Consider the following 13292-nt stretch of genomic DNA (forward strand, 5'->3'; position numbering starts at 1 on the left):
AGGCGCGAGACTCCTGCGGGAAGAGCAGGCCAAGGGAGACCCCGCAGGCAATACGACTGTCTGAGGAGGCTCCCGGACTGCCCGCGGAAAGCGAGTGCCAGAAGCGTCCAGTACAGACAAAACAGGTATCTAAGGCGAACAATTGAGTTTTACTGCGCCATAAAAATAAAGGAGTGTGTATGATGCTGCAAGAGAAGTTGCATGAATTAAGGCAAAAGGCCGAAGAGAGCATTAGGCTAGTCGCCGATCTAAAACAGCTACAAGAAATTCAAGTTCACTTTCTCGGGAAGAAAGGACCTATGACTGAAATAATGAAAGGAATGGGCAAGCTCTCAAAAGAAGAACGCCCAGTCATCGGCCAATTGGCAAACGAGGTTCGCCAAGGAATTACCGGATTAATTGAGGAAAAAAAGAAGGAGCTAGAAGCAGCAATCCTCGAACAAAAGCTCAGCAAGGAAAAGATTGACGTCACTTTACCCGGCCGGAAAGCCCCCGTTGGCAGCCACCACCTGCTTGGTTCTGTAATTCGCGATGTTCAGGATTTGTTTATCGGCATGGGCTTCTCAATTGCCGAAGGTCCTGAAGTCGAAACAGATACCTACAATTTCGAAAAACTAAATCTACCGAAAAACCATCCGGCACGCGATATGCAAGATTCGTTCTATTTGTCGGAAGATATCCTGCTGCGCACCCATACGTCACCGATGCAGGCGCGGACGCTTGAAGCACACCATGGCAGGGGACCGGTTAAGATCATCTGTCCGGGCAAGGTTTACCGCCGCGATAATGACGATGCCACACACTCACATCAATTCATGCAGATTGAAGGTCTCTATGTGGATCGCAATGTCCGCTTGAGTGATTTGAAGGGCGTGCTGACAGTTTTTGCGAAACACGTATTCGGCGCAGATCGTGAAATTCGTCTCAGGCCGAGTTTCTTCCCATTTACCGAACCCTCGGTTGAAATGGATATCTCCTGCTTCCGCTGCGGCGGCCACGGTTGCAATGTCTGCAAAGGAACCGGCTGGATTGAAATCCTTGGTGCCGGTATGGTTCATCCCAATGTGTTGCGGATGTCTGGTTTCGATCCGGCTGTTTATAGCGGATTTGCCTTTGGCATGGGACCGGAACGCATCGCCATGCTGAAATACGGCATCGAGGATATTCGCCATTTCTATACGGATGATAGTCGCTTTCTCAGTCAGTTCAAACGATCTTAAGAAAAGCTGACGCGCTGTCCAAAACAGCTGATCACGGTTTGCTGTCCGCTGATCGAAAAAATAGTGGCTACCGCTGCCTAAGATTAATAAAAAGGAGATTGAAATCATGCTTGTATCGTATAAATGGTTGCAGGATTATGTCGATTTAAACGGCGTAACCCCTGAAGAACTGGCAGATCGAATTACCAATGCCGGAATCGAAGTGGAACACCTGGATTATCCGGGCAAAGGTCTCGAAAAAATCGTCATCGGTCAGGTGCGTACTTGCGACGTAGTACCTGAGGCACCGAAACTACATCTTTGTCAGGTAGCTGTTGGAACTGAGACCTTGCAGATTGTTTGCGGGGCACCGAATGTAGCTGCTGGTCAGAAAGTACCTGTTGCTTTGCCAGGCGCGACAATTGGCGGCGGGAAGAAAATCGAACGGACAATGCTTCACGGCAAGGAATCAAACGGAATGATCTGTGCCTTAAGTGAATTAGGTGTTGATAATAATTTTGTGCCGAAAGAGTATGCTGACGGTATTTACTATTTTGACTCGGATGTTCCGGTCGGCGCCGATGCGCTTCCGTACCTCAATCTTGACGACGCCATTCTAGACTTGGACATTCTCGTCAGCAGTGCACATTGCATGAATATGATTGGCATCGCCTATGAAGTCGGCGCGATTCTTGATCGACCGGTTCATCTACCTCAGCCGCAAGTCGCCGAAGTAACTGAAACGACCGCGTCTCGCGTGCGCGTGGCTGTGGATCCGGCTGCTGCCGATAAGGTTCCTTATTACGGCGCCCGAATGATTGAAGACATTAAAATCGCCCCCGCTCCGCGCTGGTTGCAGCTGCGTCTGATTGCTTCAGGCGTCCGGCCAATCAATAATGTCGTCGATATTGCCAATTATGTAATGCTCGAATATGGCCAGCCGCTACATACATTCGACTATGACGCGTTCGGTTCGGATCAGGTCTATGTCCGCTTAGCCAATGAAAATGAGCAGGCAGTGACTTTGGATGACCAGGCACGAACGCTTCGCGCGAGCGATCTGCTGATTACTAATGGAAAAACGCCGGCGGCTATTGCCGGCGTCATGGGTGGCGAAAGTTCGGAAGTGCGGTTAACCACAACGCGTGTCCTGCTTGAAGCGGCAATTTTCGATCCAATTACAGTGAGAAAAACATCGGCGCACCTTGGTCTCCGAACCGACGCCAGTAGCCGTTATGAAAAAAAGGTTGATCGGAATCGCGTGGTGCCGGCAGCGAATCGTGCCGCCGACCTGCTGAGTCGCTACGCCGATGGAAAGATCCTTGGCGGGATGGTTGAAGTCGGTTCACGTACGGAAGCTGAGACGGTGATTCAGATGCCATGGCAGAAAATCAATGCAGTGCTTGGCTCAGACTTGCCGTATGAAAAGATCGTCGGGATCCTCGAACGGCTTGATTTTTCTGTCGAAAGAGATCGCGATCAAATCGTGGTCACCGTCCCGAGCCGTCGTTTCGATGTCTCAATCCCAGAAGATCTTGTAGAAGAAGTCGGACGAATTTACGGGTACGCCCATATCTCGGCAACATTGCCCGAAGGAACGACAAAATATGCCGGCTTGACGAGTTACCAACGACTTCTGCGACGGACAGAAAATTTAATGGAAGGCATGGGCCTCTCTCAGGCTTATACCTATTCGCTGACAACTCTAGATAAAGCGGCGGCTTTTACGGTGCATGAAAGTCTCGCGCCGTCGCGCGTGGACTGGCCAATGAGCGAAGAACATGAAGGTTTGCGTGAAAGCATTGTGCCGCAATTGATTGATGTGATTCACTATCATAATAACCGGCAGATGCCAGACGCCGCGTTCTATGAAATGGGTAAAGTCTTCATTCCTCAGGATGGCACCGTCCGACCGGCGGAAGAGGAACATCTAGCGGGCGTAGTAACCGGTCATCTTACCGAACGCAGTTGGGAAGGCGAAGCAAGACCAGTAGATTTTTACACCGTGAAAGGGCTTGTCGAATCATTTTTTGAGATGCTCGGTGTCAGTGGTCGGATCAGCTATCGACCGAACGCGCGCAAGGGACTCCATCCCGGACAAACCGCAGATGTGTGGTTTGATGACCACGTCATCGGTTATATCGGCGCGCTGCATCCGCAGGTTCTCAAAGCGCATGATTTAAATGAAACCTTCGTATTCGAGCTGGAAGTGGAATCGCTGCTACGCGGCCAACAAGCTGAGATTGTCTATCATGCCTTGCCACGCTTCCCGTCGATGTCGCGGGATATCGCGCTCGTAGTAAAGAAAACGGTGCTGGCTTCCTCACTGGAAAAGGTTATTCGTGAAAATGGCGGTGAATTGCTGCAACAAGTTCATCTCTTCGATGTTTATCAGGGGAACCATGTTGCTAGCGATGAAAAATCGCTCGCATTCTCACTCGTCTACTTTGATCCGGAACGCACATTGACGGATGACGAAGTCAGTGTGGTGCACACCCGCATTTTGGACGCATGCAAGGAAAAATGCGGCGCTGTACTTCGCGGATAAGCACGAACTAAATCGATAAATAGGTATAGACAAGAAAGCAGCCGGATCATAGTGATCCAGCTGCTTTTTTCGTGAAAAATGTAAGTCTATGATTTTGAATCCGCTGCTCCCCCCCTGCCCGCGGCAAGCGAGCAGCCGAAGCGCAATGTTACAAAAGAAAGTATAAGGATTTTTGCACAATAATGCAGCGCAGGTGCGAGACGCCTGCGGGAAAAGCGAGCCAAGTGAGACCCCGTAGATTCCGGTTTGTTTGAGGAGGCTCACGGATCGCCCGCGGCAAGCGAGCGACCGGAGCGTAATTGAAGCAAAAAGGATTTGGCTACGAGGTTTATATCAAAAAGGTAAGAATTATAAGATTCTGAACAAAAAATCATCCTTTGGTGCTCTTCTCATGAAGCGGCAGATGTACCGATTGGTGGTTAAAACGGAAGCGCTGTAAAACCGGGACTACATCGATTTCCATCAATAGCAGAGAAATCGTAATCAGTAAGCCGCCTGCGACCAGATGCAATGACCAATGATCATAACCGAAAAAGATTGAGAACAAACTGCCAAACACACCTTCAAGCATCATAATCAACCCGGCAGAAGCAGCCGATGTAAATTTTTGCGCTGAAACCTGAATCGCCTGACCGATGAATGAACAGAAAATAGATACATAAAGCAGCGGTATTATTGCACTAGACCAGTCAATCGACAATAGTTGACTGGGTCCCTCAAAAAGAAAATAAATCAAGCCACCGGCAGCTTGAACGATTGCTAGCATAAAAGTAATACTCTGTGCATTGGCATGTTTGGCGCCATTGGAAAGGATAACAATTGATCCGGCATAAAAAAATGCACAAATCAATGAGAAAAAGTCGCCGCGATTCATGCTAAATTGAGCGCTGATCCCTGTGAGAAGCGCCATGCCGATGGTGCAGAGCGCAATGGCAACAAAGCTTTTAAATTGCACCCTTTGCCGGTATATGATCCAGGCGATGAAAGGAATAATGACGACATAAGCCGAAGAGATAAATGCATTTTTTGACGGTGTCGTGTAGGCAACACCGATTGTTTGCGTAATGAAACCGGCAGAATTCAAAAGTCCCGCAAATAAACCGATCTTGAATTCCTTGAGTGACATCCGGAGAATATTTTTAGAAAAGAAAGCGAACGCGAGCATGGTGAAAAGCGTTCCACGAAAAAAATTGATGAAACCGGGTGTTGCCTGAGCATTAATCGCAAATTTAAGGACAACAAAACCTGAGCCCCAAAGTATTGAAGTAAATAAAAGCAAGAGATTCGCTCGGGTTCTTGTCATCTCTTTCTCCCTTTCTCATAAATAAAGAATGTTTAAGATTTTATGCAAAAAAAAATGGAGTGCAGGCGTGATACGCTTGCGGGAAAAGTGAGCTAAGTGGCCATACAAAGTTTATCAAAAAGAAGATTGTACTGCTCGGCGACAGCCGATTCCATTATAGCATCAAATACAGTGCTGTCGTGAGCGGGATTTTTCAAAACAGGCGAGTTTTGATATGATTAAGTGGAAATTTTTATCGGACAAAGAATTAGACTCCCTGTTTTGACTGGGAGCCGCGAATGATGTAGAAACAGGCCATGCAAAGGGTGGCAAAGTATTTAAGGATGGGATGACGTATGCTACTTAATTTGATTATCTTATTAATCCTTGTTTCCGGACTGTTCACAGGTTATCGAAGAGGCTTGATTCGCCAGATCATCCGTCTCGCCGGATTCATTGTTTCCTATATGGTTGCCATCAGCTTTTTTAAACAACTGGCGCCGGTGCTGAAACCGCTGATTCCATTTCCGGGCTCAGCAGCGCAAAGTAATTTTTCTGCTCTTCTAGGCGCCATAAATGTACAGACTTTTTATTACCAGGCGATTGCTTTTATTCTGCTGTTTCTTGCGGCAAAAATCCTTTTGACACTTATCGGCTCAATGCTCGGCTTTGTTGCCGCGCTGCCGATTCTTCGGCCGATCAATCATTTGTCAGGGGCGGCGCTTGGTTTTGTCGAAGTCTATCTCATTATTTTTCTGTTGCTCTATGCCGGCTCACTGATGCCGGTAGTCGGGGTACAGTCGGCGATTCATGGATCATCGCTCGCCCAGTCAATCATTGGCCATACACCGGTATTCTCAAATATGCTGAAATCAATGTGGGTTGCGCTTATTACGATTAACTAAGTGGGTGTCTCAACTTAACGTCGTTTTTTCTGAGCGAAAACCATGTGCTCACGTCAAGCGACTACATCGCCAATCAAATGATTAGTTGTAACAGTTAATTTTACAGAGACTGAATCAAAATGTGTTTCGATAGTTTGGAAAAGAAGAGGTTTCGGATGGATAAAAAGGAAATCGCAGACCATTTAAACCGTATTGCATTGTATCTCGAAATCCGCGGAGAAAATTCGTTCAAAATCGCGGCATACCGGCGAGCGGGTCAAGTGCTTGAGGACGATCCGCGTCCGCTCACAGCGATTGATGATTTCAGCAAAATGAAAGGCATTGGCAAAGCAACCGCGCAAGTGATTGCCGACTATATGGCAACTGGCGAATCTGCTGTACTCCATGAATTGCAGCAGCAGTTGCCGGAAACGTTGCTCGATTTGCTGCGGGTTCCAGGACTCGGGGGCAAGAAAATCGGGAAATTGTATCAGCAGCTCGACGTTCGCGATTTGGCGAGCTTACGAGAAGCTTGCCAAACGGGAAAAGTGCGGACGTTGGCGGGCTTCGGGGAAAAAACTGAATGGAAGATACTACAAGCTATAGCAAATCTGGACGAACGGCCGAAAGAATTACCGATTGCATATATGTTTGGACTGGCAAAACAGATTGAAGCTGTGCTCGATCCAATCGCTGAGATTTGCCGCTTTTCGCCTGCTGGCAGTATCCGGCGCGGAAAAGAAAAAATGAAGGATCTGGACTTTGTCGTTGAAACTTCTGATCCTGAGAAAGCAGCACAGGCGATACTGGACCGATTGGCATATCAGGAAATTGTCGGTCGCGGTGACGCGAAGATGACGGTGCTGCTCAGCGATCCGTACCATGTTTCTGTTGATTTTCGGTTTGCAATGCCTGATGCGTATATCACGACATTGCATCACTTTACCGGATCCAAGGATCACAATGTATTGCTCCGCCATCTGGCGAAAGAACGCCATGAAAAAATCAGCGAATACGGTATTGAAACTAGTGATGGCAAGCGACTGACTTTTCAAGATGAAAAAACGTTCTACCAGCATCTGGGCTTAAACTATATTCCGGCGCCGGTACGTGAAGGCGGCGATGAAGTCGAACAGGCGCGACAGGGCACACTCAATCTTGTCGACATAAATAGGGTACAGGCTGATTTGCACATGCATTCAGACTGGAGCGACGGCTCAGCGTCAATTGAAGAAATGGTGGAGGGAGCAAAAGCACGCGGCTACCGATATGCCTGCTTGACCGATCATTCGCGTTCGCTTCGTGTCGCAAACGGACTCAGTATCGAACGATTGCGCCGCCAATTACATGAAGTGGCAGATCTAAACGCACGGCTGAGCGACTTTCACTTATTTACCGGCACTGAGATGGATATTCTTGCCGATGGTTCGCTGGATTATCCAGACGATGTGCTGGAACAGCTTGATTTTGTGATTGCGTCGATCCATTCATCGTTTGCTCAGCCGCAGTCACAGATTATGAAGCGGCTTGAGAATGCCTGTCGCAATCCGTATGTGCGCCTGATTGCTCATCCGACCGGCCGCTTGCTCGGCAAGCGAAACGGATACGCGGTCGATTTGCCACGCCTCTTCGCTTTGGCTCGAGAAACGGGAACGGGACTCGAAATCAATGCGAGTCGGAATCGACTGGATCTTTCAGCTGATTGGGCGCGGCAAGCACAGAAAGCCGGTGTGAAACTGGCGATTAATACGGACAGTCATTCACGCACTGGTCTCGCGGAGATGGTACTTGGCGTGCGGACCGCGCAGCGCGGCTGGATACGACCCGAAACGGTACTGAATACAATGGGCTTGGCGCAATTTACAACTTTTTTAAAAAAGAAAAAGCCAGTTTAATGGAAGATGCAGAGGCCTGCACAGCAGGCCTTGAAGGGGATGAATGCAAGTGAATAAACATGCGCTGAACGCGTTGGAATACGATAAAATTAAGCAACAGCTGATGAATTATACGGCTTCATCGCTTGGAAAAAGCCGAATTGAGACGCTTGCTCCGGCTGGCGACTTACAGACTGTTCGCCGCCTCCAGGAAGAGACAGATGAAGGGGCGACGGTACTGCGTTTGCGCGGATCGGTTCCGTTCGGCGGTATTTCAGATGTCCGCCAGAGTTTGAAACGTTCGAAAATCGGCGGTATGCTGCTAGCCAGAGAATTGATCGATCTTGCCGACACAATTCGCGGTATTCGACTGATGAAAAATTTTATTTTTGACCTAAAAGAGGACAAGGAACTGGAATTGCCGATTCTCTCAGAACTTGTCGCACCGATGGAAGCACCAGGTGGGCTTGAGCGTAAGATTCGCAGCGCGATCGATGATCAGGGCGGTGTCATGGATTCTGCTAGCACGGCTTTGCGTCATATCCGTGGCCAGATTCGCACGTTTGACAGCCGTGTGAAGCAGAAGCTGGAGAATATTGTCCATTCAAGTGGAAAAATGCTTTCCGAAGCGCTGATTACGATCCGCAACGATCGTCAGGTAATTCCGGTTAAACAGGAATATCGTGGCTCATTCGGCGGTATTGTCCATGATCAATCGGCATCTGGCGCAACACTTTTTATCGAACCGCAGTCCATTGTCGATCTGAACAATCAACTGAGCGAGGCAAGGGCGAAAGAGCGGCATGAAATTGAACGCATCTTGCGCGAATTATCCGCGGAAACGTCCGAATACGCAGATGGTTTACTTGATGCGGTGGAACGGCTTGCAGATCTCGATTTTATTTTCGCAAAAGCTTCTTATGCGCATCAAATGAAAGCGACGCGTCCAAAGTTGAATGATACAGGGTTGATTCGGCTGAAAAAGGCGCGCCATCCGCTAATCGATCCGAAAAAAGTGGTACCGATCGATGTCGTTTTTGACGCGCAAACCCATGCGCTGATCATTACCGGACCGAATACCGGTGGCAAGACAGTCTCGCTCAAAACAACGGGTTTGCTTGCATTGATGGCGCAGAGCGGGCTACAGATTCCAGTTGAAGAAGGCTCAGAGATCAGCGTTTTCAATAAAGTATTTGCTGATATCGGTGATGAACAGTCGATCGAACAAAGCCTGAGTACGTTCTCCTCGCATATGACCAATATCGTCTCAATTTTGAAAGACGTCGATTTTCAAAGCCTCGTGCTTTTTGATGAACTAGGGGCAGGAACGGATCCGCAAGAAGGCGCTGCGCTATCGATTGCGATTCTTGACGCGGTCTACGGCCGCGGGGCGACAATTATCTGTACCACGCATTATAGTGAGTTGAAAGCTTACGCTTATGAGCGGACCGGTGTGATGAACGCGAGCGTCGAATTCGATGTAGAGACGCTCAGCCCGACCTATCGCCTGCTGCTCGGCATCCCAGGACGCAGCAATGCCTTTGAAATTTCACGGAAACTGGGTCTTCCATCTGAGATCATTGACGGCGCTCGATTGCAAATCAGTCGTGAGACGAATCAAATAGACAAAATGATTGCTTCACTGGAACAGAATCGTAAGCAGGCAGAGCAGGAAGTCGAACAAGCTAGGCTACTGAAACACGAAGCTGAGGAAAAGGAAGCCGTGCTCACGAAAAAGTTGACTGATCTCGAGCGGAATCAAGATAGGATTCTGGAGGAAGCACGCGTGAAGGCGGAGCAGGCGGTTAAAGCAGCACGGCAAGAAGCGGACACAATCATCGCGGAGCTACGCGGCTATCGGCATCACGGTTCAGTGAAGGAGCATCAGCTGATTGACGCCAAGACGAAGCTGTCACATGCACTTGACGCGCTTGACTCAAGCGGCAAGGTGAAACCGTCTGTGACGGCGAAACCTGCGGAAACAGGGTTTAAAGCCGGTGATCCGGTCAAAATCATCAGTTTTGGACAAAACGGTTATATTGTTGAAAAAATCAATGACCGGGAATATCTCGTTCAGGCTGGCATTTTGAAAATGAATGTCCGCGACGCAGACTTGAAGCGAATCAAAGAAGAAAAAAAGATCAAGCCAGTGGTCAATATCCGCACCGCAACGCAGACGGTTCGTCCGGAACTCGATTTGCGCGGCGAACGCTATGAAGACGCCATGCTTAAGGTGGAAAAATATCTCGATGAGGCGATGCTCGCGGGTTATCAAAGAGTCTCGATTATTCATGGGAAGGGAACCGGTGCACTGCGCCATGGTGTAACAAAGCTGTTTGAACGGCATCCGCGCGTCAAATCATTCCGGCTTGGCGCGGAAGGGGAAGGCGGCAGCGGGGTTACCGTTGTTGAGTTCAAGTGATCTAAATTTTTGTTGTTTGCTTGAAGCGGAATAATAGCATCTGAAATCGGGAGATGCTATACTTTGAGACATAAAAGGTATGAATTATTAAGGAGGCTGTTTTTAATATGGCAATCAGTCAAGTCAATGACGCAAATTTCGCAGAAGAAACATCAAAAGGAATCGTTGTTGCCGACTTTTGGGCAACATGGTGCGGCCCTTGCAAGATGATGGCTCCGGTTCTTGAAGATGTTGATTCTGAATTAGCGGATAAAGTAAAAATCGTTAAATTGGATGTTGACGAAAATCAAGCAACTGCTAGCAAATACGGTGTGATGAGCATACCGACACTGTTCATTTTCAAAGACGGTGAAATTGCAGACAAGGTTGTCGGCTTTACACCGAAAGAAGCCTTAGTTGCCCGCATTAATCAGCAGCTTGCTTAAACGGCAGTCAATTCAAAAAGTCGCGTTCGGGACGTAAAAACATCCTGAATGCGGCTTTTTTTGTCCAATCGCCAGAAACGCGCCATCCGAAGCACAAGTGGTGTAAAAGAGGATTTGGCTTTCGAAGTTTTTTTTAAGAAGAAAAAATATGACTTTTGCGTAAAAATACAGCGAACAGCCGGAGCACATTTGCTGCAATCTGTTTTTCTCATGTCATCAATTGTAAAACATCTGAATTCATAACGGAATTGTATTGACCGAATCGGTCGATAGATATATGATCAATCTGTAAACCGAATTGGTCGAAGGGAGTTGAGGCCGTGGACGATTTTGATAATTTTATCAGTTTGCCTGAAGAAAAAAAGCAGGCAATTATCGATGGCGCGCTGCGGGCATTCGGCGCCACGGGTTACAAAAAAACATCAACAGCAGAAATTGCCGCTGAGTCAGGTATTTCTAAAGCGATGGTTTTTCATTATTTTGGAACCAAAAAGAAACTTTATCTCTATTTACTGCAAATGTGCGGCAATATGATTATTGATGCACTGAATAACAAAATGGATAGGAACGTCACTGATTTCTTTGATCGGATCAAGCAAGCTGGCGATATCAAAATGGAATTGATCAAGCAACAGCCGGCGATACTTTCTTTTTTGCTTCGTGTCTATTTTGAAACGGCAGCGGAGGTACGCGATGCGATTAAGCAATTTTTAACGGATAAGCAGTTTATCGATTTTCGCGATCGGCTGGCATTTGCAGGCATGGATGGATCAAAGTTCAAAGACGATGTCGATCCAAAATTGATTCTAAAAATGTTGGTTTGGATGTCGCAGGGCGCATTAACGGATTTGACACGTGCGACTGATTTTGATTTGGAAACTTATTACAAAGATTTCACCGACTGTCTCAATTTATTAAAAAAAGCTTTTTATAAATAAAGATTTAGGGGAGGCTCTGAGATCATGAACGTTATCGAAATCCATCATCTGACAAAGAATTACGGAAAGTCGCGAGGGATTACGGACGTCAGTCTGAGCGTTGCTGAAGGGGAGATTTTCGGATTTATCGGGCCCAATGGTTCGGGGAAATCGACAACAATCCGGACGCTACTGGGATTAATTCACCCCGCCAGCGGAACAGCAGCTATTTTCGGAAAAAGTTGCTTCGAGCATCCAGAAATCCGTCAGCAGCTGGGTTATCTGCCTTCAGAAGTTTTTTATTACGAGAATATGCGTGTGCTTGATCTGCTGAACTACTCGGCAAGCTTCTATAAAAAAGATTGCAGCAAGCGGATTCGAGAACTGGCAGCGGTCATGAACCTAGACTTGACTAAGAAAATCAGTGATTTGTCCTATGGCAATAAGAAAAAAGTTGGCATTGTCCAGGGATTGCTGCATGAACCGAAGCTGATTATTCTTGACGAACCGACTGGTGGACTTGATCCGCTGATGCAGCAGAAATTCTTCGAGCTGATTCGCGAGGAAAAACGCAAAGGAGCCACTGTTTTCTTTTCCTCGCATATTCTCAGCGAGGTCCAGAAACTTTGCGATCGCGTGGCATTTATTAAGGAAGGGCGCATCCTTCGCCAGGAAAAAATGAGCGATTTGCAGGAAAACACCTATAAAAGGATTAGCATCGAATTAAACCAGGAAACGCGTCCAGAAATCTTTCAGCTGGAGGGCATCAGCGATCTGCAAATCAAAAATAAGATGGTCAAATTTATTTTCAAAGGAAATATCAATCAGGTGACAGCAATGATCGCTGAACTGGATTTGCGTAATCTGACAATCGGTGAGCCTGACCTTGAGGAAATCTTTCTTCACTACTATGAAAAGGAGGGTTGACCCGCCATGAATATCTATCTGCATGAGCTCCGGTCACTTCGCAAATCAGTGCTGATCTGGACGCTTGTTCTGATTGGCCTGGCGGCGCTCTACCTATCAATTTATCCGAGCATTGTCCACGATGCAGACGGCTACAGAAAGCTGCTTGCGACCTATCCACCGGCCGTACGTGCTGCTCTTGGAATTAATTTAAATACGATCCTCTCGATCAACGGTTACTATGGCATGATTTTTTCATTTGTGACCCTGTGCGGCACGATCCAGGCGATGAATCTTGGCCTTTCGGTTTTGTCGCGGGAGTCGCGTGAACGAACCGCGGATTTTTTACTGGTTAAACCGGTCGCCAGGCGATCGATCGTCAGCGCCAAATGGCTGGCGGGTCTGACAGCATTGCTTGTGACTGACCTCGTGTATTACGGCGTGCTGCTATTGCTTGTCGATTGGGTGAAGAAAAGTAACTATGACGGAGAAATATTTTTGCTGATCAACCTGACGCTATTATTTCTGCAAATGATTTTTTTCGCACTTGGTTTGCTGATCTCTGTCTTTTTCAATAAGCTGAAATCGGTGTTGCCGCTCTCGCTTGGAACCGTTATTGGCTGGTATATGATTGGCGCGTTGCTCGCAAGCGGGAAAGAATCGGATACGGTTCGGTATTTTTCACCCTTTAATTTTTTCCCGCCGAGTGAGATTATTCAGCATGCTGGCTATCAGGGTCATTATCTGACGCTTACTCTTTGCTTTGTGGTGCTCGCGCTTGCGATTAGTTACCTTGTTTATTCGAAAAAAGATATTCATTCGGTCAGCTGAAATC

10 protein-coding genes are annotated in these 13292 nt (G+C 47.5%); 9 read left to right on the forward strand and 1 reads right to left on the reverse strand.

All coding sequences use genetic code 11. The features are described from left to right. The first annotated feature begins 182 nt into the window (after positions 1-182). Both pheS and pheT read left to right on the forward strand, forming a co-directional pair. On the forward strand, positions 183-1220 hold the full coding sequence (pheS, locus tag JOC27_RS07095) for a phenylalanine--tRNA ligase subunit alpha (RefSeq protein WP_415641027.1): 1038 nt from the start codon (positions 183-185) through the stop codon (positions 1218-1220). Between the two features lie 106 nt (positions 1221-1326). Next, positions 1327-3747 (forward strand): phenylalanine--tRNA ligase subunit beta, encoded by a 2421-nt coding sequence (pheT, locus tag JOC27_RS07100; RefSeq protein ID WP_205006448.1) that lies wholly within the window; start codon positions 1327-1329, stop codon positions 3745-3747. A gap of 370 nt (positions 3748-4117) precedes the next feature. Here pheT and JOC27_RS07105 read toward each other — a convergent pair whose 3' ends face one another. Continuing rightward, positions 4118-5050, reverse strand: a complete 933-nt coding sequence (locus JOC27_RS07105; protein WP_205006450.1) for a DMT family transporter — start codon at positions 5048-5050, stop codon at positions 4118-4120. Positions 5051-5385: 335 nt separating this feature from the next. Between JOC27_RS07105 and JOC27_RS07110 the strand changes: the two genes are divergently transcribed. From JOC27_RS07110 to JOC27_RS07140, 7 genes are all read left to right on the forward strand, one after another. Then, on the forward strand, positions 5386-5934 hold the full coding sequence (locus tag JOC27_RS07110; RefSeq protein ID WP_205006452.1) for a CvpA family protein: 549 nt from the start codon (positions 5386-5388) through the stop codon (positions 5932-5934). A gap of 155 nt (positions 5935-6089) precedes the next feature. Further along, complete coding sequence (gene polX, locus JOC27_RS07115) at positions 6090-7808, forward strand: DNA polymerase/3'-5' exonuclease PolX (protein WP_205006453.1); 1719 nt, start codon at positions 6090-6092, stop codon at positions 7806-7808. A 49-nt stretch (positions 7809-7857) separates the two neighbouring features. Next, on the forward strand, positions 7858-10209 hold the full coding sequence (locus JOC27_RS07120; protein ID WP_205006455.1) for an endonuclease MutS2: 2352 nt from the start codon (positions 7858-7860) through the stop codon (positions 10207-10209). Between the two features lie 107 nt (positions 10210-10316). After that, the gene (gene trxA, locus JOC27_RS07125) at positions 10317-10634 is read left to right on the forward strand and encodes a thioredoxin (protein WP_205006458.1); all 318 of its coding nucleotides are present in this window, start codon (positions 10317-10319) and stop codon (positions 10632-10634) included. A gap of 320 nt (positions 10635-10954) precedes the next feature. Continuing rightward, the gene (locus tag JOC27_RS07130) at positions 10955-11572 is read left to right on the forward strand and encodes a TetR family transcriptional regulator (RefSeq protein WP_205006459.1); all 618 of its coding nucleotides are present in this window, start codon (positions 10955-10957) and stop codon (positions 11570-11572) included. Between the two features lie 24 nt (positions 11573-11596). After that, positions 11597-12478: an ABC transporter ATP-binding protein gene (locus JOC27_RS07135; protein ID WP_205006461.1), complete on the forward strand. Its 882-nt coding sequence runs from the start codon at positions 11597-11599 to the stop codon at positions 12476-12478. Positions 12479-12484: 6 nt separating this feature from the next. Further along, positions 12485-13288 carry an ABC transporter permease subunit gene (locus JOC27_RS07140; RefSeq protein ID WP_205006463.1) on the forward strand — a complete coding sequence of 268 codons (804 nt, stop codon included), beginning with the start codon at positions 12485-12487 and terminating at the stop codon, positions 13286-13288. Positions 13289-13292 lie beyond the last annotated feature (4 nt).

Source organism: Sporolactobacillus spathodeae (assembly GCF_016908935.1).
GTDB lineage: Bacteria > Bacillota > Bacilli > Bacillales > Sporolactobacillaceae > Sporolactobacillus > Sporolactobacillus spathodeae.